The organism is Candidatus Protochlamydia naegleriophila (assembly GCF_001499655.1).
GTDB classification, from domain to species: domain Bacteria; phylum Chlamydiota; class Chlamydiia; order Chlamydiales; family Parachlamydiaceae; genus Protochlamydia; species Protochlamydia naegleriophila.
Genome location: NZ_LN879502.1, coordinates 102,889 through 125,535, shown reverse-complemented (window position 1 = coordinate 125,535; position 22,647 = coordinate 102,889). Strand labels below are relative to the sequence as shown.

The 22,647-nt window shown below is 44.1% G+C and carries 18 protein-coding genes; 3 read left to right on the top strand and 15 right to left on the bottom strand.

What is annotated here, in order from left to right:
• Positions 1 to 53: 53 nt before the first annotated feature.
• The gene (locus PNK_RS00535; protein WP_059059614.1) at positions 54 to 2,996 is read right to left on the bottom strand and encodes a DUF7948 domain-containing protein; all 2,943 of its coding nucleotides are present in this window, start codon (positions 2,994 to 2,996) and stop codon (positions 54 to 56) included.
• A 363-nt stretch (positions 2,997 to 3,359) separates the two neighbouring features.
• Between PNK_RS00535 and PNK_RS00525 the strand changes: the two genes are divergently transcribed.
• Positions 3,360 to 4,085: a hypothetical protein gene (locus PNK_RS00525; RefSeq protein ID WP_059059610.1), complete on the top strand. Its 726-nt coding sequence runs from the start codon at positions 3,360 to 3,362 to the stop codon at positions 4,083 to 4,085.
• Between the two features lie 152 nt (positions 4,086 to 4,237).
• On the opposite strand, the gene PNK_RS00520 is transcribed toward PNK_RS00525, so the two are convergent.
• The 10 genes from PNK_RS00520 to PNK_RS00475 form a co-directional block, all read right to left on the bottom strand.
• Entirely contained in the window at positions 4,238 to 5,212 is a 975-nt protein-coding gene (locus PNK_RS00520; RefSeq protein WP_032124776.1) for a small ribosomal subunit Rsm22 family protein, read from the bottom strand.
• A 7-nt stretch (positions 5,213 to 5,219) separates the two neighbouring features.
• Positions 5,220 to 6,044 carry a hypothetical protein gene (locus tag PNK_RS00515; protein ID WP_059059609.1) on the bottom strand — a complete coding sequence of 275 codons (825 nt, stop codon included), beginning with the start codon at positions 6,042 to 6,044 and terminating at the stop codon, positions 5,220 to 5,222.
• Between the two features lie 2 nt (positions 6,045 to 6,046).
• Entirely contained in the window at positions 6,047 to 6,808 is a 762-nt protein-coding gene (locus PNK_RS00510; protein WP_032124774.1) for a PulJ/GspJ family protein, read from the bottom strand.
• Entirely contained in the window at positions 6,805 to 7,533 is a 729-nt protein-coding gene (locus PNK_RS00505) for a type II secretion system protein (protein ID WP_158021649.1), read from the bottom strand. The genes PNK_RS00510 and PNK_RS00505 overlap by 4 nt, the downstream gene beginning before the upstream one ends.
• Complete coding sequence (locus PNK_RS00500; RefSeq protein ID WP_059059605.1) at positions 7,478 to 8,083, bottom strand: prepilin-type N-terminal cleavage/methylation domain-containing protein; 606 nt, start codon at positions 8,081 to 8,083, stop codon at positions 7,478 to 7,480. Before PNK_RS00500 ends, PNK_RS00505 begins: the two co-directional genes overlap by 56 nt.
• Positions 8,084 to 8,098: 15 nt before the next feature.
• Complete coding sequence (locus PNK_RS00495; RefSeq protein ID WP_032124771.1) at positions 8,099 to 8,506, bottom strand: type II secretion system protein; 408 nt, start codon at positions 8,504 to 8,506, stop codon at positions 8,099 to 8,101.
• A gap of 129 nt (positions 8,507 to 8,635) precedes the next feature.
• Positions 8,636 to 9,823, bottom strand: coding sequence for a type II secretion system F family protein (locus PNK_RS00490; protein ID WP_032124770.1), 1,188 nt, complete (start codon positions 9,821 to 9,823; stop codon positions 8,636 to 8,638).
• Positions 9,823 to 11,457, bottom strand: coding sequence for a type II secretion system ATPase GspE (gspE, locus tag PNK_RS00485; RefSeq protein ID WP_162264028.1), 1,635 nt, complete (start codon positions 11,455 to 11,457; stop codon positions 9,823 to 9,825). The genes PNK_RS00490 and gspE overlap by 1 nt, the downstream gene beginning before the upstream one ends.
• Positions 11,444 to 14,008 (bottom strand): hypothetical protein, encoded by a 2,565-nt coding sequence (locus PNK_RS00480; protein WP_059059604.1) that lies wholly within the window; start codon positions 14,006 to 14,008, stop codon positions 11,444 to 11,446. Before PNK_RS00480 ends, gspE begins: the two co-directional genes overlap by 14 nt.
• Positions 14,009 to 14,020: 12 nt before the next feature.
• The gene (locus tag PNK_RS00475) at positions 14,021 to 15,442 is read right to left on the bottom strand and encodes a hypothetical protein (protein ID WP_051981810.1); all 1,422 of its coding nucleotides are present in this window, start codon (positions 15,440 to 15,442) and stop codon (positions 14,021 to 14,023) included.
• Positions 15,443 to 15,785: 343 nt separating this feature from the next.
• Between PNK_RS00475 and PNK_RS00470 the strand changes: the two genes are divergently transcribed.
• The gene (locus PNK_RS00470; protein ID WP_059059602.1) at positions 15,786 to 16,406 is read left to right on the top strand and encodes an RAD23 family protein; all 621 of its coding nucleotides are present in this window, start codon (positions 15,786 to 15,788) and stop codon (positions 16,404 to 16,406) included.
• A 100-nt stretch (positions 16,407 to 16,506) separates the two neighbouring features.
• Here PNK_RS00470 and PNK_RS00465 read toward each other — a convergent pair whose 3' ends face one another.
• Together PNK_RS00465 and PNK_RS00460 are read right to left on the bottom strand one after the other, a co-directional pair.
• Positions 16,507 to 17,898, bottom strand: a complete 1,392-nt coding sequence (locus PNK_RS00465; protein WP_059059599.1) for a Na(+)-translocating NADH-quinone reductase subunit A — start codon at positions 17,896 to 17,898, stop codon at positions 16,507 to 16,509.
• A gap of 82 nt (positions 17,899 to 17,980) precedes the next feature.
• The gene (locus PNK_RS00460) at positions 17,981 to 19,210 is read right to left on the bottom strand and encodes a cation:proton antiporter (RefSeq protein WP_059059596.1); all 1,230 of its coding nucleotides are present in this window, start codon (positions 19,208 to 19,210) and stop codon (positions 17,981 to 17,983) included.
• 203 nt (positions 19,211 to 19,413) lie between these two features.
• Here PNK_RS00460 and PNK_RS00455 point away from each other — a divergent pair, with 203 nt between their 5' ends.
• Positions 19,414 to 21,291, top strand: a complete 1,878-nt coding sequence (locus PNK_RS00455; protein ID WP_059059594.1) for a hypothetical protein — start codon at positions 19,414 to 19,416, stop codon at positions 21,289 to 21,291.
• Between the two features lie 209 nt (positions 21,292 to 21,500).
• Here the strand turns inward: PNK_RS00455 and PNK_RS00450 are convergent, their stop codons facing one another.
• Together PNK_RS00450 and PNK_RS00445 are read right to left on the bottom strand one after the other, a co-directional pair.
• On the bottom strand, positions 21,501 to 21,830 hold the full coding sequence (locus PNK_RS00450; RefSeq protein WP_032124765.1) for a hypothetical protein: 330 nt from the start codon (positions 21,828 to 21,830) through the stop codon (positions 21,501 to 21,503).
• 10 nt (positions 21,831 to 21,840) lie between these two features.
• On the bottom strand, positions 21,841 to 22,554 hold the full coding sequence (locus PNK_RS00445) for a hypothetical protein (RefSeq protein WP_032124764.1): 714 nt from the start codon (positions 22,552 to 22,554) through the stop codon (positions 21,841 to 21,843).
• Between the last annotated feature and the right edge of the window lie 93 nt (positions 22,555 to 22,647).

Here is a 22,647-nt window from a genome sequence, read left to right as displayed (position 1 = left end):
ATGTTCACAAACGAGACAGCGTCAACTATCTAATTTGTGAACAGCGCTTCCTATTAGCCTTTAACTCTTACAACAGCCGGTGTAGAGCGATTACCGAATTGATCGATCGACACGACGTAATAGGTATAAGTCTTATTCTTCCTGCGATTGCGATCGACAAATTCTAAGCGCTCGTCACTTGAAATGGTTGCAATGGCATGCTTGAGGCTTGCATCGCGATAAATCTTATAACTTGCCGGAGGAAGTCCTTGCGATGGTGCATCCCAAGTCAAATGATTGGCAAACTCGGTTTGCGACAAGAAGCGATTGGCTTCCTGCTTTCCTCTTAAATGACTCGGAGGGGCGATAGAAGAATTGACGGTTAAAATAACAGGAAGACTGACTGAGTCTTCAAAATTGCTGGCTCCGCTGTAAACAGCCGTCAATGAATGAGATCCAATTGAAAAAGATGAAACAGTCAACGTAGCCGTCCCGCCCGATAAAGAAACCGTCCCAAGCAGAGTCGTTCCATCGAAAAAGCTGACCGTGCCAACTACCGAAGGAGGTGTGATGACTGCTGTCAAAGTTACCGCCTCACCGAACGCTGCAGGATTCGGAACTACAAAAAGATTCGTTGCCGTGACTGCTTGATAAGAGAACTGGCCAGCAACCGAGGGAGCAGATGTGCCGCCCACCCCCGTCAATGTGACAGGAACCGTTCCCGTTCCAGGCGGCGAAATCGCCGTAATCTGCGTGTCGCTATCGATCACAAACGCGGCAGGTATTCCCCCAAAATCAACCGCCGTCGTATTGGCAAAGTTGACGCCTGTAATGACCACAGCTGTTCCCCCACTCTCCGGACCGAACCTTGGCGAAATGGAAAGAACAACGGGCGTTCCAATGGCAAATTTGGCGACAAAGGTATCAATTCCCCCTGCATTCGCTGGCTGGAACGCATCGGTTGTAACTGGAAGATCGGTTGCATTAGTACCGCCTGTGATATAGGTATTTCCAGCACTATCGATAGCAATGCCTCCAGCAGACCCAACACCGGTTCCGCCGAAATAAGTTGAAAAGACAAGACTCGATCCATCGACAGTAAATTTTGTAACAAAGCTATCTCTTGAACCCTGCAATGCTGCTTGAAAGGGTTTTTGAGTGGGAAAATTAGCCGAAAAAGTTAATCCGGTCACATAAGCGCTTCCATCTTGGTCAACTGCAATCCCCGTTCCTGTATCAATCCCACTTCCACCAATATATGTCGAATAGATGAGGGCCGATCCCGCCGCATTAAACTTGGTGACAAAAGCATCACTGCTTCCAGCAACAGCTGGTTGAAAAGCATTCACGACGGGAAAATTAGTAGAATTTGTTGTTCCAGCTAAATACACATTCGCACTGCTGTCTAAAGAGATTGCATTTCCAGTATCATTGCCTGTTCCCCCCAAATACGTCGAATAGACAAGAGCCGATCCTGTGGGATCAAACTTCGTCAAGAAGGCATCATTGCCACCTCCCAAAGCTGCTGCTTGAAATGCATTCAAGACAGGAAAATTTGTCGAAGCCGTCTGTCCCGTTACATACGCGTTACCGCTCCTATCTACTGTAACAGCATTTCCAACATCATTTGCTGTTCCACCCAAATACGTCGAATAGACAAGAGCCGATCCGGTAGAATCGAACTTCGTCAAAAAGGCATCACTTCCTCCTGCCAAAGCAGCTTGGAATGGATTTAATACAGGAAAATCAATCGAACTCGTTTGTCCTGTTACATAGGCATTACCGCTACTGTCAACGATTATCCCATTTCCCCTGTCACTAAGAGCCCCGCCTAAATACGTCGAATACACAAGTGCACCACTTGCATCTAATTTAGCCACAAAGGCATCCTCTACACCAGCTAGTGCAGGCTGAAAGGCATTTAAGACAGGAAAATTAGATGAGCTCGTATTCCCCGTTATATATGCATTACCTGCCCCGTCGACGGCTATAGCGGCTCCCCCATCATTGGCAGTTCCCCCTAAATACGTTGAGTAAATGAGAGTCGTTCCCGTCTCGTCAAATTTAGTAATAAAAGCATCGGTAGCCCCGCCAAATGTTGCCTGAAAAGCATTCATAAGAGGAAAATTAGTCGAGCTGGTTTGCCCTGTCACATACATATTTCTGCTGTCGTCAACAGCAATGCCAATCCCAGTATCAGCTCCACTGCCGCCCAAATAGGTCGAGTAAACCAATACAGGATCGATTACTAAATCCTGCCCCTCATCATAATTCCCAATCTTAAAACCGACTTCATTTTTAGCAAGAAGGCTAAATTGCGCTTCAATCGAAACCTTTTCTCCGCTTATCAGCTGATAGACGAATGGCTTTTGCATGCGCAATTCTTGATTATCTCTCAAACGAATTCGAAGACTGCCATCATCGGCAATTGCAAGCTCTTCTGCTCCCTCTAAGCTAAAGCGTGCAAGGCTTGGATTTGTGCCGGGTGCTACGCAAATGTCATATTCCAATTGATCTAGATTGCCATAAAAGATGGCATCGATCCCTGGATACAGGTCCTGATAAGCGACTTTGCGATAATTGGGAATGTTAGAACGCCAATGATTTTTGTCATTACCAATGAAATAGTGACTCTTGGAACGCAACTCATCTATTCCCTTGATCGTCGGATTCGAATTAGCATCGACAAATCGCATTTTCAAAACAGCTGGAGAAAGATCACTCTGTTGCCCATTCTTCAATACCATGACAACTTCTTGAGGAGTAAAGTAAAACGTATAGCCAGGCCCGCGTGTCAAATAACGCACCATGGCAGCCGTTTGTCCATCATTGTATTCAAATTGAATGGGAAGCTTAAAAAACTGGGAAGTGGCATTCTTTGAAAGATCTGACGCTTCTTGCTTTAGCGGTAGCGAACGGTGAACATAGAAACTGACCGCCATTAGAAGTAAAACCGAAAAGACCGCCGCTGGAATTCCGATTCGCAAAAGATTTTGCCTGAATAGTTTATGACTCATAATTCACTCCTACTACGTTGTTACTTAACATCATGAGCCGCAATCAATCTTTCATTGGATAATATCAAGTAAAAATAAAAGAACTTTAGTCCAAGGATGGGTAAAATATATGGATAAACGATACAACGCCAAAAGTCAAAATTAATGTTTGCAGCGGAAACATGGCTAAATAACAGAGACAGCAAACAGTAGCTTTCAATCAACTCAGGCATTAATAGCTTAAATATCTTCAAAGAGGCCGCATTTAATCTTAAGTTCCCAAGCTCTCATGACTGTGCTAAAAAGTTTATCTCATACCATAGGAAAATTTTTAAGCAGCTGTTATCATGTTCTCTAAAAACTCTTCCTAATCCTGGACGCCTGATGAGAAAAATCCTGAAAAAAGCCTCTAAAATCTTTTGGCTTATGTTGCTCTTGCAACTCTGCCTATCTTTTCCCCTGCTCGCAAAGCAGACATTTGACTTTAGCTTTGAAAAAGGTCATGCAGGATGGGTAGGCGATTTTGCCGACTACGATGTCGGCCAAGAGGCTTTTTTTGAGTTGGGGTGGGGATGGACATCGCTTCCAACCCAACTTGATTTGAATGGAACACCCTTGCAAAAAGGGATGCTTTTGACAGGCAATAACCACAGCGACGACCTATTCATGTTCTTGAAACACCGCATCGAAGGGTTAAAGCCTAATACGTATTACCATTTGACCTTTAGGGTCGTCATTGAAAACAATGTTCCTCCTGACCAATTCGGCGTTGGCGGCTCACCAGGAGAGAGCGTTTTTTTTAAGGTGGGTGCTTCGAGAAGAGAGCCCAAAAAAGTTGCCGAAGGTTCTATCTACCGTTTGAACGTCGATAAAGGCAATCAATCTCAAAGCGGCAAATATGCGATTGTGGTAGGAGATTTAGCCAATCCACTAGTAGATCCTTTAGATCCCACTTACCAACCCAAGCAGTTTGTCAATGAAATTCCCTTAAAGGTCAGAACCGATCATCGTGGCAGATTGTGGCTGTTCGTCGGAACAGATTCTGGATTTGAAGCCCTCACAACCTACTATGTCGCGCATATTTCGGTTGTGGCCGATTCTAAACACTAAAGCGAGCTTAACGCGGAGATGAGGCGGAGGAGATGATAAGCCATTGACTTCCCTGCTCCTCTTTCTAAATACCCCAAATGATTGAAACCAGTATCTCTTGCGTTAAACGCTCTAAAATTCGATCTAACCGCCTCTAGCTTTTGGCAAGAAACTCACAGATTAAAGGGAAAGGGATCTCCCCATTCCAGCTTGCGCGCCTGTTTATAGTCGCTGCCGCACCTTTTCGAAACAGTCGCCTGCTTGACTCCATTTGCGGTGCAAAGGGTGAATAAGCTATGGCCAGAGCGATGGTGTGGATGGCGTAAAATTCTTGCTGGAGGGAGAGGATGCACGACTTTAGAAGCCGCTACATAGGAGAATTTTTCATCCTCATAAGAGAGGCTGCCGCTCTTTAAGCGGCGATGAAAGGAGGTCCTTTCAATCCTAGCTGCGAAATGGCACCAATCTTGCCCTTCCATTGGGCACTCAGCATGGTGAGGGCATGGAGCGACCAGGTGCCCGCCCATTTCAATGAGTTGACGACGTATCAAGCGAATGCGCTCGAATCCAATGGGTGTGCCAGGTTCGATAATGACAAGCAGCTGGCGCGCAGCTTGCCAACATTTTTCTAATAAGGCTGGAATAAGCGCAGGAGCCAATTCACCAATCGAGTAAGAAAGTGTCACAATATCGTGAACAGGTAAATCGGGCAGCTGTTCGAGATCGGCAGTCTCCCAGCGGGCCTCTTGAATAGCTGCATGGTCGCTATACTGTGCAAGGCGTTTGCCAAAGTTTGCCAAGGAGAGATCTTTTTCTAGCAAGGTAGCCGACTGAAGAGTTGGAAAAACATTGCAGGCCGCCCAAAGAGCCGTTCCAGGCCCTGCCCCCAAATCTAGCAGCGAATTTGGTGATAACTCCTCGCTCTGCTTCTTGACTGCTTGAAGAGCTTGATATACGGCTGCATATGTAGCTGGTAAACGCGTGGCAAGATAGGATTGCCGCTGCACATCGCTCGTCATAAACTGTCTTTTTTGAGAAGGAATGCGATAACGGTCGGTTAATTCTTCTCTTGCCTGGCTCAATTCTTTTAAGCCGGTCGATTCAATTTCCGTTTCAATCGCTTTTTGAAGGTCTTCTGGAAGTTGCATGTTCGCGTTATTTCTTTGTTGTAATGTTAAAGTCTAATAATTCGTCACTAATTCCGGGCTTCTGCTTGCCTTTGAACTCACTGGCAAATTGCATGGATGCATCTGGTGTTTTTTTGGGATCCAATTCTTTGCGTCTGGCAAGGATGGCCTCGACAATCTCCTCTTTGCCAAAAATGGCGAGCAGTAACTCGCGTGGTGCATGCCGGATTTTAATAACAGGATTGTTTTTTTCATGTTTCAAAAAGTCGAGCAAGGAAAGATATCCCTTTTCCCGATTGCGGCCCGATAACGGTTTTTTTTCATCAGAATCTGTATTTTGCTGCATCTCCTGCAATTGCTCTCGCGTAGTCGTTCCTTTGAGCATCAGATAAAAGGCGTGCTGCAATTCGGGATCGCTCAAACGAATGCGCCGAATCTCTTCGATGCGCCGAATATTCTCGGCCTCAATCAGCTTGTCAGCCGATGCAATGAAGTCGTCGAGCATCTCGTCGATAAAATTGGGGCGCCTGCTTTCCAATTCCTTAAAAAAAGCCGCATCACCATATAAGACTTTGATCAAGTCAACGGTAATTTGGCGCACTTGCTTGGCTTTTTCCCCATCGCGCAAAGACTTTTCATAGAAAAAGGAAAAGCTTAGCTGGCGCTGAGATGTTGCCTTTGACCACTTACCCATATTTTTTTGGTGCTCGTTCAAGGCCTTACGGTCGAGCTTATCCAAATAAAATTGATATTCATGCTGCACAGCCATCAATGACTTAAACTTTTCCAGCTTTTCAACCGTCACGACCGACAATACCAAGAGCAGAGCTAAAACAAAAGGTAGGATATTCATGCTCAGCCTGGTGGGTAGTAAATATAATTGATGCTGCTCGGCAAAACGAATGCAAACGTGATCTCGCGAGAAGGAATTTCTCTCGCCAATCTTGACTGCAAATCTTCGGGCTTGTTGGCAACTTTAACAGTCAGATTCACAATCGAGGGCATTTGTTGATAACTCTTCATCCACTCCTGGGTATGCCAATGATCTTTTTCCGGATCCTTATTCTCAGTATCCACTTTGCCAGGTTGGATGGCAGCGGCATTCAAATGCCTCTCAGGAGCGGCATAAAACTTATAATGGATGGCTGCCACATTTTCCAATAACACTTCTCTTTGCATCTCTTGGTGAGGCTTATCTGAATAAATAGGCCACATTGCCAAGCACAGGCGGTGCTTGTCATCGATGTAAAGACGCGCTAGCAAATCATCGGAAAAGGCCGGATTGGATCTGGCTCCATTATTAAAGGAAAAAATCAAGCTTGTTGATTCAGAAATGCTTTTTTCAGGCGATTGGGTATAGAAATAGAATCTCCTTTTATAGGCCTGCTTGCCTTCTCTTACGCTTTCATTTTCGTTGACAATGCGTTGAAAAAGATAATTCAGCCGTGTTTCTACATAGCGCATCTGAAAGCTTTCTTTTTGCTGCACCTCAGTCATCCGATTGATCTCCGATAGCTCTCTAAAGAAACCGAAGACAATAGTCAAAAGAATTGAAACCAAAGAGACGGCAATGAGCGTCTCAAGAAGGGTCAAATGCCGTTTTCGAGTACGCTTCATCCTCCCTTCCTCCTGTTGGCTGGTTTGCTGGCTGCATTGACTGGTGATTTCTTTTGTAGTGCTGGCCTTCCTCTGGCTGGGAACTTCTCATTCTTTAAAGGCTCAGCAGGTGCTGCTGGATTAGCTGATTCATCGTCATCGCCTTCTTCCTCCTCTTCATACCCATCTTCTTCGATAGCTCCAATGGGTGTGGCCATTTGATTACCATCTCCGCCACCTTTTTCTCCACGATCGATGTAGACTTCATAAGCATAATTGAAGACGGTGGGTGTGTCAGGTTTAGTTAGATGGCTTAAGTCCTTCATTTGAATGAGCAATTGGGAGTGTAATCGCTTGGACGTTGCCCGTTTTTTTTCTCGAACTGGAAGAAGGATTGAAAGATGATAGGAAGCTTCATACTTCAGCCGATTTAATTCTGGCTGCAGCTCTTCGTCTTCGAACGGTTTCTCTCCACCTGCTAGGATCTCATCGAGGGGAATAGTGCGCTTATACAGTTGCTCAATCACTTTTGCATGAATGAGATGAACCATATGATCCCTTTGATTAACGCGAGCAACTTGGGCCTGTTCCTTATACATATTGGTATAGATCCGCAAAGCCGGAGCGGCGCAAAGCAAAATCAAAAATACAGCAACCATCACTTCTAAAAGCTGAAAGTGCCGCCTGCAGCTATTTTTTTTTGTCAGCAATTGGATTGTTTCCAGGTTCTGGGTATAACTCTTCATAGACCTCTGCAGGATAGAGACGTTGGCTTAAGTCTACCCCATCTGCCTCTTGGCTTAAACGTTTTTTGCCTATCGGACTTGGATAACCAATTAAATCGATGGTTTCCTGCCACAGTTCGCCTGTACGGCTGTGCTCAGCCGCAGATAAAACCAATTTGCCCTTGCTCATATTGCCAAGAGAAAAACGCACTACTAATGGATTAGCCTGGTTATCGTCGAATTTGTATGAGCGGATGGCAGAAAATGAAAGCTTACGCTCGATTAATTTTACCCACGCATCATTGAGCGGTTTTTCCACTGCAAGATTGCTTGTCACCTGCTTTGTTTCCGGATCGATGGCAAGCCTTACCTCTACATCGCTATCCAAAACGAGCATCAGTTCTTGCGCCATTCTCAATTGATCGATGACTTGTCCGCATTCAGAAAAAAAGCGCTGCTCTTCATACGCCTCTTTTAATTTGACTCCTGTTAAAGCGATGCCTAAGGAGAGGATCAAGAGGACAATAAGCAGCTCGAGTAGCGTAAAATGGGCTTGTCGTATATTCCTCATGATCCACTATTGACGTTAAGACGCCTCTTTATTGAATAAGGTGCCCTGTCCTTTTTTTGATAAGTAGGCATTATATTTATCAGAGACGATCTCGATCTCACCTTCGTTATCTTTTGTGACTTTATATTCAACTCCCCAGCCATCTTTGACCAGTTCTTTGGCGTTTTTTACGAGCTGGGACCTATCTACAATATCTTTCCAATTAGAATCAATATTGTCCTTTTCTTCTGGATGAGTCGCCAAGTGAAGATCCAAGATAGTATGGATTTTCTCAATCCCGGCTTTGGTTTTAAAAGCCTTTCCTTCTTCCAAACTACCCGTATAATTATAGGCAATGACACCTGTGATCATGGCGATCAAAAACATCACGATCATCATTTCAACGAGCGTAATAAAACGCTTCTTGCAAGCAAACTTTTTCATAACGTCCTCTCTTTAGAACCTCTCTTCACCCTTTGAAAATAGCTCTTCAAAGAGAGAAGAGAGATCCTTAATTTCTTTTCCCGGCTTACTAACTATAGAGGTCGCAAGCTGGGTTTAAACTATTTTTTTCTATCCGACCGAAAATGAACTCACATCGGTCAAAGGCAATAAGATCGCCAAAAGCACTGTTCCAATGACAAGTCCCATGACGATTAAAATAACTGGCTGAGCAAGAGCCATGACGCGGTCGAGTGTTTTTTCCAGCTCTTGTTCATACATGTCTGCAATCCGGCTGAGCATTGTCACAGATGTGCCAGACTCTTCTCCTACGGCCAGCATGCGCGAGACCATTTGAGGAATGTAGCGCGATTTCCCTAACTCTTGGCTTAGAGAATGCCCTTCAATAATTTTTCCTTCCGCCACTTGGATCTCTTTTTCCAAGACAACGTTGCGCATGACTCCTCGTGAAATCCTCAGCGATTCTATCATGTTGAGCCCCCCTTGTAAAAGAGTTCCCATTGTCCGACAGAAGCGGGCCACAGCCGTTTGAATCACAAGCGTTTTAATCAAAGGGAGGCGCAGCAAATACTGCTCCATCCAAAGCTTGCCCTCGGGAGAACGAAACTTCCAAATGCCCCAAGAGACTCCCCCAACAATTGCTGGAATATAAAGCCACCAAAAGTCTCTGAAGATATGGCTTATGGCTAAGACTGCATTGGTAAAAGCATTGAGCTCTCTTTCAGCAAAAATACCTTCTAATGAAGGCACAACAAATCCAAGAAGCAAAGCAATGATCAGCATCGAAAAACCGCCCAAAATGCAAGGATAAATCATTGCCGTCGTGATTTGTTTTTTTAGCTTCATCTGCTTGGCAAGAAATTGAGTCAACTTTTCCAATACAGGCCCAAGCATTCCAACAGCTTCCCCTGCAGATACCATCCCACAATAAAGCTTATCAAAACTTTCAGGATAAGTTCCCATCGCGGCCGATAAAGTCATTCCAGTACGAATTTGCTCGCAAAGGCTCAATACGATGCGATGATAAGGCTCCCCTCTGGATTGCTCCTCAATAGCCGTCAAACTTTCATAGAGAGGCACTCCTGCATTGACCAATTGAGATAGCTGTACCGTAAAGGCAAGCAGGCCTTCGCCTTTAAGATTCTGTTTGGAACTGACCTTGGCCTTAGTCTGAATCTGTGTAACTAAGACCCCTTGATCGCGCAATTTATCCTTGGCTTCTCTTTCGCTCAATGCCTCGATCAAGCCTGAACGCCTTTTACGCTGGGCATCGACATAGTGATATTGATAAAGCGGCATTATCCTTGCTCCTCAATACCTCTGGCGACGCGCAAAACCTCTGCCACTGTAGAATGGCCTTGCTTAACAAGCTCAGCGCCATGACCTAGCAAGCTAATCATACCTTGTGAGAGCGCGACGCGACGCATCTCGACTGCATCAGGGCTTTGCACAATCTGCTTGTTAACGGCATTATTGACTGGCATAAGCTCATAAACACCCTGACGGCCCTTAAATCCCGTACCATAACAATGGCCGCACCCCTTCCCCCGATAAAGCACGCCGTCTTTTAAGGTCTCGGGCTTAATTCCAATACTTTGCAGCTCTTTAGCGCTCGGAACATAAGCCTCCTTGCATTCTGGACAAATACGGCGAACAAGCCTCTGAGCCAATACCCCTACAATGCAAGAGGAGAGCAAGTAAGGCTCGATTCCCATATCTACTAAACGGGTGATGGCAGAAGGGGCATCGTTTGTATGCAAAGTGCTCAAAACCAAGTGCCCCGTCAAAGCTGCTTGAATCGCAATTTCGGCCGTTTCTTTATCGCGTATTTCCCCTACCATGATGACGTCCGGGTCTTGGCGGAGGATATGCCTTAAACCCGTTGCGAAATCCAATTTAATCTTATGATGCACACCAATTTGAGCGATCCCTTTTAAGTTGTATTCGACAGGATCTTCGATAGTCATGATATTAATTTCATCATTAGTCATGTCGCAAATAGCGCTGTAGAGCGTCGTCGTCTTACCACTTCCCGTTGGCCCCGTGACTAAGACAATTCCCTCTGGAAGAGTGACAAGCCTTTGAAACTGCTCAAACACGGGTGGCAGCATTCCGATTTTATCGAGTCCGAGCAGGACATTGCCCTTATCCAAAATACGCAAAACAATGCGCTCGCCGCCTGCAATCGGCACAGTACTGACACGGAAATCGACCTCACGCCTTCCCATGCGCAGTTTAATCCGTCCGTCCTGGGGCAAGCGATGCTCGGCAATGTCTAACTTAGACATGACTTTGATACGAGTCAACAACTGCACCTGATAATCTTGAGAGGGTGCATGCCTATTTTGTAAGACGCCGTCGATGCGATAACGCACGCGCATTCCATTTTCAGAGGGTTCAAAGTGAATATCTGAGGCACCTTGTTGAATGGCTTCGGTTAGGATTAAATTGAGCAGCTGAACAATCGGCGATTGATGTTTGGTGTGATCGAGAAGGTCGAAGACTTCGATTTCTCCATCCCGCCCATCATCATTCTTATCCATGCCAGCAATCAGTTGGGATGCGGCTCCATCCTCTGTATTGTAGCAGTCATGAATAGCAGATAAAATGACATCGCGAGGACTATAGGCCGCCTCAACTTCACAGTTGAGCAAAAAACGCAGCTCTTCAAGCGGGGCTAAATTGAGCGGATCGGCAACAGCCACGACGACCACTGAACCATCGTCTTGAATCGGCAGAATCACGTGCTTCTTAGCAAAGGCATAAGGAATTTGTTTGTAACGCTCTTTACTAACCCGGTATTCAGACAGGTCGTGATAAGAGGCCATTCCAAATTGCTTAGCTAGCTGCGCATGCGCATCATCGCTACCAAATATTCCTGGCAAAGACAACCCTTCATTTGATTCTAGTTCTTTTTCGTCAACGCCCGTCATACTCCCCTTCACATTCTATATCGCTGTCTGCCTTGCAGCAGTCAGAAATATAATAACGCTCGCGTGGACGGCCAAACAGAACTGTCATGCTTCCTTCCATCAAACGAGTCTTTTCATAGCGGTGCGCCTCTTCTACGCATTCCAAGAAATAAGGAACATCGCCTGGGCGCAAACAAAGAAGCTCTTGTCTTAAACATTGCAGCTGCTCTTTTGGATCCTTTACAATGTGAGGCGTGATGAAGATAAACATTTCGCTGCTGCTGTCCTTCAACGAATTAATACTGAAGAGCTTGCCAAGTCCTGGCAATTCGCCAAGAAATGGAATGGCATCGCGATTGTCATTCGTCGTTTTGCGGCGCAAGCCTCCCAAAATAACCGTATCGCCGTCTGGAACTTGTACCTGGTTGGTGATATGACGCCTCGTCACATCGGGACGCGAACGATCGCCGCCTGGCTGAATCGTATCAAAAGTAATGTCTGTTTCCAAAGTAACGTAGTCGAAGTCCCATTCATCTTCGGTATCATGCTCATTCAAGTGAATCGTTGGTCTAACACTGATGGTTATACCGTACTGTGCACGCGTAAAGGCATCTTTTAGCGTCACTCCTTTAGCCGTTTCGACTTCAAAAATACCGGTATTGATTGAGATGTCTTCATTGACCGCGATCGTGGCTGGCGTCTGATTCATCGTCAAGATAGAAGGATTAGAGTTAATCTGTACATCGTCTTGCGAAAGGAGGAATCGATAAGCTAAGTCGAAAGCGGGAATCCCGCTATGCGTCTCTTTACGGCTCAAGAAAAAGTCAAAAACGCCCGCATTGGCAGGAATGGGTTCTCCGCGAACCGGAAAAATGTTGTTAAAGGTGGCTCCCGTCAGATTCTTATTCGAAGCAATGTGTTCACCTATTCGGAGCAGATTCAAACCAAACGTGTTCTCACGCGTTAAAATCTTTTCAAACAAAAGCGTTTCAATTTGCACCATCTTTTTAGGCACATCCAATTTGCGGAGCAATTCTTTGATTTTAGGAAGAATATCGGCTTCCACAACCATGACGATAGAACCCGTCTTAGCATCGACAATGAAGTTATCGCGGCCCACATTGGGATCGGTTTGCACAAAAACACCCGGTTGCGCGGGAGCTGGATTGACGATGAAACCACCTTCTTGATAGAAGCCCTCTTGGCCATATAAAAGAATCGGCGGCTCTTTTTGCGGAGGAAGAAGAGGCGGAGGAACTGGAGGTCCTGCCGGATTGTTGTCGACAACGTTAATCTCATTTTCAACATTTTTCGGAGCTTGTCCAGGCCCTTGTCCTAAAGGTCCCTCTCTTACACCCGTGCCTGTCGTGATCATCAAATTATAGACGCGGAAGAGCACATCAGCCAATTCCTCAGCCATAGAGTGCTTCACCGTGTACCAATAGACCGTTTTGTCTCTTGCTCCGCCAATGCGAGATTCGACATTGCGAATGACCTCTTCAGCCTTGCGTACCTCTTCTTTCGTACCCACAACAAACAACGCTTGAGCCATGTTTTCTAACACAACAATTTTGAGACCATTGACATCGCCTGAAAATCGCATGCCACGTCCCGGCTCATTATCAGGTGGAATGGCCAACGTTCCTCCTTCTTCCTGATCAAAAATGGCCGCCAAAATACGTGCCATTTCATCGGCGCGCGCCTTATAGATAGGGATCAAACGATAATCTTTTTCGCCGCGATTGCAGGCAATAAAGTCATAGAGTTTTAAAAGGTCTTGAATCTCGCCAACCTGGCCGACGAGTAAAATATCGCGCCCCAACACTTGTAATACCATTGTATTGGGATTAATAAACCTCTCTAGAAATGTATAGGCACGGCGCACTTCGGATGGCTCTGGAGACAGAACAAACCCCACACGCGCATCGTTTGGGAGAACTTCTAAGTCTTGGCGCTGATTGGTGATGAGTCTTAAATTGGAGTTATCCTGCTTGATTAAATAAAGCTGTCTTAAATAAGGATTGAGCGTCCTGATCCCAACGCCATTTTGGGTCAAAATGAGCTCAAGCATTTCATTCCAAGCCGCGCGAGGAATGGGTAAATTGGAGTCAATGCTCAAACGAATGGCTCCAACCTCTGGCGGGATCAAATAGACATAGTCCTGCGACCCATAATCGATGATGAGCTGCTCTAATGTTGTATCAGGAGCATGCCAAAGCCCATAACCTTCCGTCCGATTACTCCTGGCAGCCAAATCGCGCCAGCGATTCTCCAAAGTATAAAGACGGCGCTTATATTCATTAATGCGATCGAGCAATTGCTTATATTCTTCTGAGCAAGCATCGGCTTGATAGAGTTGAAAGACGTCATCATACAGACGCTGAATTTGCATCTGAATATGCTGCGTTTCCCGATTCACTTGCATCAAAAAACGATCCATTTCTTCATCCAAATCACTTTCAGAGGAGGATAAACTAGCTTTTTTCTCTGAAATTGACTGCGCCCACAAGTTCGATAAACCGCCCTCAAGCAGAAAACATATTCCGGTAATCCAAATCCACTGCTTTATCATGTGTACCACAAATTATTGGTTAGAAGATTGATTTTTGAGAGGTGCAGGCACAACTGCAGGATGTGGAACGGCTTCTTCCAACTTGACACCTTTTTCGGTATTCACAACCTCTACAACTTCTTTAGCCTCTTTCACTTCTTTCTCTTTGCTGTCTTTTCCTACAACAGCCTTACTGCTATTTCCTGGCTGAAGCACAAGTTCAACCGTTTGATAATCGCTGCGAGTCGGATTGTAAAGCGTTCCCAGCATGACTTGACGCTCATCTTTACGCGTCAATCCCTCGAACACAAACAGCGTTCCTGGCGTTTTGCGCTTTACATAATTGTCGATCTCTTCCGCAGAGGCGAGCTTTTTCCACCCCTTCTGCGTCATCAAAAGCCAGTCGGAGGGACGCACAACCATTCGCTCATGGTTGATTTCAAATACACACTGCGAACGCGTACGCGCTCCAACAAATTTAAACATGTGCTGAATGTGTTGGGCATTTTGTGCCATCCAAGGTTCAGCCGACTTTAACAAATTCAATAAAATTTTTCCCTTTCCTTCTACATCCCACAACTCAAAAGTCATCAAACGCTCATCAATTTTTTTGACAACAAGCAAGGGATGATTGCGCGACTCACTACCGGGTTGAACCACTTTCCAGCGGTTTTGATCCCAAACCAAACAGTCGCCAACTTTGACAAAAACAGAATAAATGTCGGCATTTTCACCAAAATCCACTCTCTGCTTGCCTACGACCTCTTGATATTCTTCGCCCCCATGCTTCTCTAAAAAGCGATCAGGCCCAAACCAGCGCGCCCGCTGGCGAGCTAAAATTGTTCCGTCCACGCGCCAAGTTCCAAGCTCCCAACTGGCTCCCGCATAACGAATAAACTCTTTTTCAGCCAGACGAAATTGATGATTGCTCTCTGGCTCTACAACGAGATCACCCTTATCATTCGCCATCGTCAACTTGACTTGCACCTCGGAATCAACCGGTGTCCCCTCAATCCAAAGCGAGGAGGGCTCATTATGGGGACTAAATACGTAACGCCCCGGCTGACTTTTTTTATCATAAACCAAATAAAGCCGCTCGCCTGGAGCAATCGAAACAACCGCTTTATTACCATTAAAAGAAAAATGAAGCAGCGTGTGCTGTGACTGCGCGTCAGGACGACCATTTTTTCCGTAATAGATGAACTGCTGCCGCAAATCGGGTAATTGCAGCGAAGGAGGAGTCTGCTGCAAAGCCAGTAAAGGTCCATTTAATTCTTGATAGGATTCTGCCGGATGCTCAAAAGCACCCTTTGGTAAATTGCAAGGCCTCCCCTTAGGATCACCGCAAACAATCTCTACCGGACGCTTCAACCATATCACCCCCATTCCTACTCCCAAAAGTAAGATGGCGCCAACAATGATCCCATTTACGACTGTCAACCAACGACTAATCATCTCGCTCACATTTTCAATAAAAATAATAAAAGGATTGTATCAATTAATTTAAAATTACACAATAGTTTATTAAAAACCAACCAATTGCAAACAAAAGTTCGATGGATTAAAACGTTTATTTATTTGGATCCATCAAATTGACTGAAACATTCTTTTTTGACAAGGTCAACAAACTTATGTAAGGCTGTTTAACCACCGGTTTTTTAAAAATTTCATTTTCGCTGCTGTTAAAAAAATGATTGCATAGTTGAACAATGGCAGTTATAACAGAAACTAGCATTTTTAGGTACTCGATATTTACCCTTGTACCGCTTGAGCTTTAACAGTCAATTTAGGGGAAAAAATGAATACTAACGATCCAAAGTCCTCGCAAGATCCCACAAATCCCATTGCTCGGGACCCATCCAACTCCGCGCAGCCGGCTCGTCCAACCCAGCCCAATCGCTCCTCATCTGCCGAACCAGGTAAAGTCTCTCCAACCAATGAAGCTGGCAAGGCTCGAACGGGAGAGCCCAATCGTGTCGGATCAGAGTATACACAAAAGGAAAAAGATTATTATCAAAAAGAATCTGTAGAAGATAAAGTGCGCGAGCATCTACGTCAAGCCAGAGACTCTAAGAAAGTGGACGAGATCTACGATTATGCCCGCAACAATAAAGAGCAAACAATTACCTATATATTGCTTGGAATCGGCTTGCTTTTAATGCTATTTGTTTACGAGAGCATATTAGGCGAATTACTCATCGGTCTCGTAGCCGGTTATCACTTTGCACCTGAAATTTTGTTTTACTTGCGCAATATCGGCCAAGTTTTTACCGGCCAAGACCAGCTCCGCTATATTGTTTTAACCGCCGTATTACTGGGGTTATTCATTGCCGCTCCGGGAATCTTTATCGGATCAGCGATCGCAGCCTCATTCAAGCAAGTCATTCAAGGTTTTAACGATCGGGGTGGAAAAGCTTAGAAGTTAAGCCTATACGCGCAAATTGGCCTGACTCTTCATTTGAGATAGCAACACACGTAAAATAGACTTTTACGTGTGTTGCTCAATCCCGCACCCTGATTTACTTTAGCACATCAGCAGCATACCGGCGCAGCCCTGTGCGAATGATATCTGCCATTTCGATTTTTGATGGATCGACAAAGGTTGCTAGATCGAAATCCTCAGCATCGACTTCTAAAAGGCCCAGTTCTGCCGCCAAGTCATAGTCTTCTGCCATAACCGCTTTCACCAAGTGCATGGTTGGAACCGATAAGGGCATGACGTCGTCATACAAAGTACTATCGACAAAGGCGCGATGCTCACCATGTTGATTGGTTGTGAAGTCGTATTCGCGATGAGAATTGTCTAAATGCCCAGATAAATAAGTGCCGCTAAAGGTATACTTATCGGCTCCCAAACGGAAGAAGTGTAAAAATTCTCGTTTAGTATTTTCTGGAATGGCACAAAAACAATCGTCGTAATAGCCTAGAAAATCTTCAGATCCCACTTTGCGGCCGCTTAACGGATTTCCTGAAATCAGGCGGACAACCCCTTTTGCCAAACGCCCTGCAACAAGGCCCGCAATGGGAAATCCTTCACGCACCTTGAAATAGCCCGTTTTACCCTCGACAATGCCAGGCCCTGCGATGCTTATCACGCGGTCGACAAAATATTGGCCATGCAGAAGCTGATAGCCTAGAGCCACGACTGTATGAGCATCGAGTGTCCACACAACATCCTCTGCCGAGCGTATAGGATCGATTTCCTGAATATGCAAGGAGGTATTACCAACAGGATGAGGCCCTTCTACCGTATGCTTTTCGACGCCTTTAGCTTCTGTAAAGGCGGCCAAGGAAGAGCCTTGTCGATAAACCAGGTGGACGTGTCCGTCGGTTAATTTAGTCAAGGCATCCAGCCCTTTCTGAAACTCTCTTTCATAGCCTATCACCTGCATTTCTGCTGGGGGAACAAAAGCGGCTGACTCAACGGCTTTAACAAAAATAGAGCGAGGAGTTTTGTCGGGATTGGCTAAAAAATTAAAAGGGCGCTGACGGATATGGGCAAAAAGCCCTGCCAGCTTTAAGTGATTGACAAGCTCCTCTCTCGAATTCGTTGCAAGATCAAATGCAGGCTGTTTATCGATTTCTTCTTGGGGAGCCACTTCGATGACAATATCTAAGAGTCTCCGTTTAAGTCCACGGCGAATCTCACGCACAACGCCGCCTGCTGGGGAGACAAAAAAACGACCCGGCGTGCTTTTGTCTTCCGCTAAGGGCTGTCCCAATTTAACACTGTCTCCCACATGGGCTAACAATTTAAATCTAACATCTTCAAAAGGGTTGAAGTCGAGTGCCAGCTGTGTAGGATGGGTCAGTGCATGAGCATCTCCACTCGCGACTAAAGGCTTAATAGCCCCTTCTGGTTTCCCTTTTAACGGAATATCTAATCCTTTTGTGATTTTAATATGCACCATGTGGATCATCCTTATCGATAGTTTGACGACGCCATGAAAATAATTGAAAAAATTGTTTTAAGCAAGCTACCCGAACATCTCGTCACTCAATAGATTGACGAGGCTCTTTAGAGTGTTTATCTTGGTAAGCATAAAAAAATCTCATCATAAAAGGCGCCATGACGGTTGTAATCGCAATCACAATGATCATCGCAGCATAAATATCATCGTTAAAAATTTGACTACTGCGGCCAACCTCTGCAAAAATTAAGCCCACCTCGCCTCTTGGAATCATGGCAAGCCCTACAGCCCACTTGATCCACTTAGAGTCCTTTAAGAGTAAAAATCCAGAGCAAAGCTTTCCAACAACAGCAACCAGCAAGATCAATAAAGAAAGCGACCAAATAAAAGGAGAGCTCCAATCAATTTCGCGCAAATTGAGCGACAATCCAACCGTCACAAAAAAGATCGGGGTGAAAAGGTGCACAATAGGCTTCATTTGATTCTCCACTTTATGTGAAAACTCAGGATTGCTGTGAATAAAGGCTCCCAAAGGCAGGAAAAATTGACGCGATAACGCAAGCCCTGCTGCGAATCCCCCCAAGAGCTCTGGCGCTCCTATTTGGTGAGCCAACCAAGCAAATAAAAGAAGTAAAGAAACAATCGTCGTTGGCAATAGCCCCGGGATATCGCTCCTTTCCTCATAATATTTAATCGTATGGGAAATGAATTTGGCTGCAACGGGCGCAAAAACGAGAAAGAGTCCGATAAAAAGGATAATCTTTCCAACATTAAAGAAATTGATTCCGCCTCCCATCGAAAATTCATACAGCATGGAAAGAATGATAATGCCAATGATATCGTCAACGACTGCAGCCCCAAGAACAATTTGCGCCTCGTCACTGGCTTGTTTTTTCAGATCGGTCAAAACGCGAACGGTAATCCCAATGCTCGTTGCCGTTAAAGTACTGGCAATGAATAGTGAAACGAGCAAATTGAGATCAAAAATGGAGTAACTGACAAAAAAGCCTAACAAAAACGGCAGAGTGACTCCACCAACGGCAACAATGAAAGGCTTCATTCCTGTCTTGGCTAAACGAGAAAGATCGGTCTCAAGGCCAACTTCAAAAAGAAGCAAGATGATTCCAATCTCCGCCAAAAGCTTAATGGTCGCTGTCGGCTCGACTAACCCTAAAAGACTGGGACCAATCAAAATCCCAGCAAACAGCTCTCCTATGACGGAGGGAATATTGAAGCGCGCTGCCGCCTCACCTAATACCCGTGCAGCAAATAAGATGAGCACGAGTTGAAGAAAGAAATTTTGAATCAGCATGACCTACCTGTCAATCACATTTACTCGGAAAATGAATCTCTCAGCCCAAAGGCTATAACCTAAACCTTATTTTCAATACAAATAATCAATCACTGTAAGATTTTTTTCGAACTCACAAAAAAGAAATAAACTTAAAACAATGCATTTAAAATCCAAACTAAACGATAATTAGATTAAAGAAAATTAATAATAAGGAAATGAGTATGATCCCTTCAATCAACATGCAACAGGAAATACAGGGGCTAGAATCTGCAGCCCAAGAAGTTGCGGAAAAAAATCAGCAAGGGAGATTGTCCCGTCTCGTTTCTGTTAGTATGAGCTGGTTTAAGCAAATTTCAGATCCCAATGTAGAATTTAAAAAACATCTCAACAATCTTTTACTATTAAATACAGAATCTTCTTTAGATGAAAAAGTCATCGCTAAAATTAAAGACTGTCTGGACAGAGTATTTGTACAAGAAGATGAATTACTTGATAAAACGCTTATATTAGCACAGCTTAAAGACTCCGCGGCTCAAAGTAAACTTGAAGAGTGGATTGTTGAAGCGGCGCAAAAGCCTTCTTTAACGGCTAAAGAATTAAATGACATATTAAACGAAATTGCCGTGCTTCAAGGCATTAACTATCAAGGAGATTTAAAAAACAGTCTCTTCCAGTTATTTGAAACGCATGCGAAAGCTCGTCCCGCAGAAGGCATTAAACTTGCAACTTATTTAGCCTATTACGACAAAGAATTGGCCATTGCTTTACTGCGTCCTCTTGCAAATGAGTGGCTCAAAGACAATAACACTAAAGATGTGGGATTAAAAGCCTATGCCTCTCTTTTAGAGCAGCTGGAAGCTCAACATTCGGAGCAATCGGAGCAATTAGTTGTCAAAAAAGAACTGTTGGACGAGCTTCATCTATTTGGATTGATTCATCACTACGGTAAAGCAGCCATCAATTATCACTCCGCAAGTTTAGCGGATGCATTAACGCTTTTGGGAGGCTCCGCTTTCGGAGCTCAAATGATGCGCAATAAGAAAGTCATTAATGATGTGCAAAATAGCATTAGGAATTGGTGGAATGGGCTCGGTACGCATAGCCAATCGCCCGATATAGCTCGAGAAATTTACAGCCTGCAAGCACGCCATGGTGACCTTCGAGGCATTGAAGGATTAAAAAATCTGGCCCTTCATCATGCCGTTGGAATGGAAGTTGAAGCACGGGAATTTAAAGATCATCAACAGATTTATGATTTTCACACCCCTTCCAAGCTAGCCGAACCAATACACGAAGAAAACGCTCAGTTGAATTATCACCTATTTAAGGCTCCTTCGCTCAACGTTCATGTTAAAGAAGTTGGGGAAGCCATAAGCAGAGAGAGCAAGAGCACTTTCAATTCCAACCTCTTAAATCCATTAGCCTCGACGCTAAAAACGTCACTGATCGAGCAGGAACAATCTGGACATACGACGAAGGTTGATTTTTCAGCCTCTCTTCTTCAAATACCTTCCTTGTCTGTGACGACAACTGAATTAACTTACACCATTAAAGTCTCTTTAGATCAAACCAAACAGGCGGCTCTCGCCTTAAAAGAGTTTGTACCGCTTTTCTCTGAAGCACAACAAGCGATTGCAGACATCACAAATGAGCTTGAAAAACAAACCGGTGAACTTAAATCTTCTCCGGAAGCTTCAAAAGTCTTTCATTTCTGCGATTTAGCATTGGCGCTGAGTGCGATTGAACCAAGCCACAAAGAACAGGCTGTTAAAGATCTTAAAGATTTTCGTCAGTCATTTGAAAGTAGCTATTGGTCATTTGGCGGCCTAGTAGCAAGAGACATTGATCCTTCAGTTGCGATAAAAATTCAAGAAACACTCTACACTTTAACTCAAGATATAAAAGAGCTAGAAACTCTTCAAGCAATCGCCGATGACTACCTCTTAGGAAAGGGAAAACTCAAAAAAAATCTCAACCATGCGCAGAGTTGTTATCAAATCATAAGCAAGCACGCTCCTCGCAATTCTAAACTTCAATTTGATGCCAGGCAAGGGCTCGAAAGAATTGATGAATTGAAAAGAGCTCAACAAAAAAGTTAAAGTTTCCCAAAATTGAGTCCTTGGCTGCCAAATTCTTCATTCTTTCAGTCAAGGATCCCAATTAGAATTCGATAGAGCGAAAGTACTCCTTTGCTCTAAAGAACCTCTTTGAATTGGTTGGATTAATTCTTGCTTTAAAGCAACTCCCAGATGTGAGTCAGGCAAATAAAAGAAGAAAAGATATTTTCTTTTTCATATCCTATTAATGTCTATTGGCAGTGATTTAATCTTAAAAGAACAATTTGGCTAAAGTTAGCCCATTCTGGGAAAGGAGCAGATCTACCGTTATCGAAAATCGCCATGGCTCTACCAAGAAATATGCTTGCTATTCGTTTTGCCAATAACAAACATGTAGCCATTCCTATGACATTAAGAATCAATAACGGGACGAAATCTGTCTTGCTGATTTGAGAGAAAACTCCTTTAGCAATTATATCTATATTCTTAACAACAATCGCACAAAATATCCCGGTTGATACTAATCCAGCTACTCCATACGCAGAAGCCATGCAGTGATCTTTTATTCTTTCTATATTCATAAATGGTTCCTTATTGATTAAAATGATGAGTCCTTGTTTCGTAAACAGTTCCGTTAGCTACTCGGTATGGATGATGGGTTTGTATGGTTCCGCTAATATGATAATTTCCATCGCGATCATAATAAGTATGAGTGAATCCCAAAGAACTAGAGTTATAAGACCCTGTTAAGGTGGTACTTTTTAAGAAATTATAACGATCTACTTTCCTCTGTAAATAATCTTCTGCAATGTTTAATTGATTTGGGTCTATTGTATGATCCAAATTCAATTTCTTTTCTTTGATTTTCTCTATTTTACTTATCATTCTATTTATTCTAGGTCGGCCGGCATCCATTGCACTATGTCTTCTAGCTCTATTTTCAAGCACAAACATGTGAGCACCAAGACCTACAATTCCTCCCATTAAAGCGGCTCCAATAGGCCCACCCATTAGCCCTCCAAAAATAGCGCCAAATCCACCACCAACAGGATCAAATAGGATTTGACAAATTGATCGATTTATTATTTCTACCCTACATTTCTCCTCAGCTAATTCTTCAAGCGTTATGCGAGCATTGGTAGGTTTATCTTGAAGCGTGCGTTCTTGATTATCCATTTCTTGTAAAAATGAGCATAATTGGACATTCTTCAATTCATCTGAATTTTTAACATACATTTCATGAGCTAAAGGAATAAGGCAGGGATAAAAATGCTGTTCTAATAATGAAAGAGATTGAACGCTCATAGATGGCTCCTTTGTTAATTTAAATTTTTTTGCTTACATCAAAGAAACCGTGAATCATATGTAAAGATATTATAATCCAACAATATTTATTTC